This is a genomic window from Streptomyces sp. MS191 (assembly GCF_008042125.1).
In the GTDB taxonomy this organism is placed as follows: Bacteria; Actinomycetota; Actinomycetes; order Streptomycetales; family Streptomycetaceae; genus Streptomyces.
The window spans coordinates 1-1,662 of the sequence record NZ_RDBI01000081.1 but is presented as its reverse complement, the minus strand read 5'-3'; the positions used below and the strand labels follow the sequence as shown (position 1 = coordinate 1,662).

The 1,662-nt window shown below is 74.4% G+C and carries 2 protein-coding genes and 1 pseudogene; 1 reads left to right on the top strand and 2 read right to left on the bottom strand.

Features of this window, described 5'->3' with window-relative positions; genetic code table 11:
• Nucleotides 1-91: 91 nt before the first annotated feature.
• Together EAO71_RS34140 and EAO71_RS34135 are read right to left on the bottom strand one after the other, a co-directional pair.
• Nucleotides 92-688 (bottom strand): TIGR03086 family metal-binding protein, encoded by a 597-nt coding sequence (locus EAO71_RS34140; RefSeq protein ID WP_147981706.1) that lies wholly within the window; start codon nucleotides 686-688, stop codon nucleotides 92-94.
• A gap of 72 nt (nucleotides 689-760) precedes the next feature.
• Nucleotides 761-1,339 (bottom strand): hypothetical protein, encoded by a 579-nt coding sequence (locus EAO71_RS34135; RefSeq protein ID WP_147981705.1) that lies wholly within the window; start codon nucleotides 1,337-1,339, stop codon nucleotides 761-763.
• A gap of 224 nt (nucleotides 1,340-1,563) precedes the next feature.
• On the opposite strand from EAO71_RS34135, the pseudogene EAO71_RS34130 reads away from it, so the two are divergent.
• Nucleotides 1,564-1,662 (top strand): annotated as a pseudogene (locus EAO71_RS34130) (hypothetical protein); the annotation flags it as partial.

The following is a 1,662-nucleotide window of genomic DNA, read 5'->3' as shown; positions in this document are numbered from 1 at the left end:
GCGGGCCGGTGTCGTTCGCGGAGTGGATCGACCGGGACTACATGACCCCCTGGTGAGCCGGGCGGGGCGGTCCACCGCCCCGCCCCGCGCGTCAGGACGCCGGGGGCCGCCAGTCCGGCCGACGGCCGCTCAGACCGATCACCCGGTCGAGCAGGGGTGCGTCGTCCGGGACGGGGACGATCGGGCCGAAGAAGCCGTCGTCGCCCTGCGCGTCCTCGGCCGGTGTCAGGAGCGCCTGCGACGAGGCGAGTTCCGCGTCCTCCACCGCGTAGTCCTGGCCCGTGGCCCGCGCCAGGTCCCAGCCGTGGATCACCAGCTCGTTCAGCGCCACCATGCCCATGACGGCGGCCGGCAGCTCGACCCCACCCGCCTGCGTGTCCCCGTCCCAGGCCGCCGGTTCGCGCCAGGCCGCCGCCAGGTCGTCGAGCGCCTTCGGCAGCTCCGTGCGCCAGTCCTCCTCCAGCACCGGCCGTTCCGTGCCGGGCGGAGTGCCGGTCGTCGGGCCGAGGTCCTTGCGGGCGGCGTCGCGGAAGGCCACGCTCAGCCCGGCGACGTGCGCCAGCACCTCCCGCACCGCGTACTCCGGACACGGGGTCGGATCCCCGAGCCGCTCGTCGTCGATGCCCGCCGCGAGCCGCGCCATCCGCGCGGCGGCCGTACCCAGATCGATGCGTGTCGAATTCTCCATACGGGGCAGACCGTCCCGGCACCGGGAACTCATCGGTCGACGGCGACCGTCCTCGGCCACGGGTCGCCCGGGTCACCGCTCGGCCCCGATCCGCCGCAGGCACTCCGCCGCCAGCGCCGGGTACGCCTCGGCGATCGCCTCGTACAGGCGCGTGCGCAGGACCCTCTCGGCCTCCGCGCGTCCCGTCACCCCGTACAACCCGTCGAGCAGGGTCTCGTACCGGGACAGCGCGTGCCGGAGGTAGTTCACCTGCCAGCGGACCAGTGCCCCGCCGGCCGCTCCGCCGGGACTCCGGGCACCGAGCAGGCGGCGATGCCGCACCGCCCGCCGTTCCAGCTCCGCCGCGGGCAGCCGGGGCACCTCGATCGGCTGCGCGCGGATCGCCGCGAGCACGGCGAGCCGCCGGCTCTCGGCACCCGCCGTCGCCGCCGACGACCGGCGCCCCGAGTCCGCCGCGCACCGGGTGAACTCCGGTGTCCGCTCGACGGCCTCCACCCGCGACACGCGGTAGAGCCGGACGGGGGCGAGCGACCAGCGGCGCGGGTCACGGCCCTGGACGTCGGCCTCGCCCAGCAGATCCCGCACCATCGCGTCGGTCCAGCCGCGCTCCCGCAGCCCGTCGAGCGTCACGTACGCCGTGCAGTCCGTCATGATTCCCCCTGAAGTCGGTTACGCAGAGTGACGAATTCAGTGAAGCGCACCCCACTGACAACGACCCCGACCCGCCCCCTTGCCGTACCGCGCGACGGGGTGCCATAAAGGTCTGGACCATGTCGACGGACGGAGGCATTCCCGTGCAACGCCCGCTCGCCGCAACCCTGTTGACCCTTGCGCTGCTGCCTCTCGCGGCCTGCTCCACCGGCCCCGACGCGGACACCCGGGCCCCCGGCGCCCTGGTCGACTTCGGCCTGTACTTCTTCCACAACGCCAAGCGCCTCGTGGAGCTCGGCAAGGGCCCGTACTTCTACCTCCCG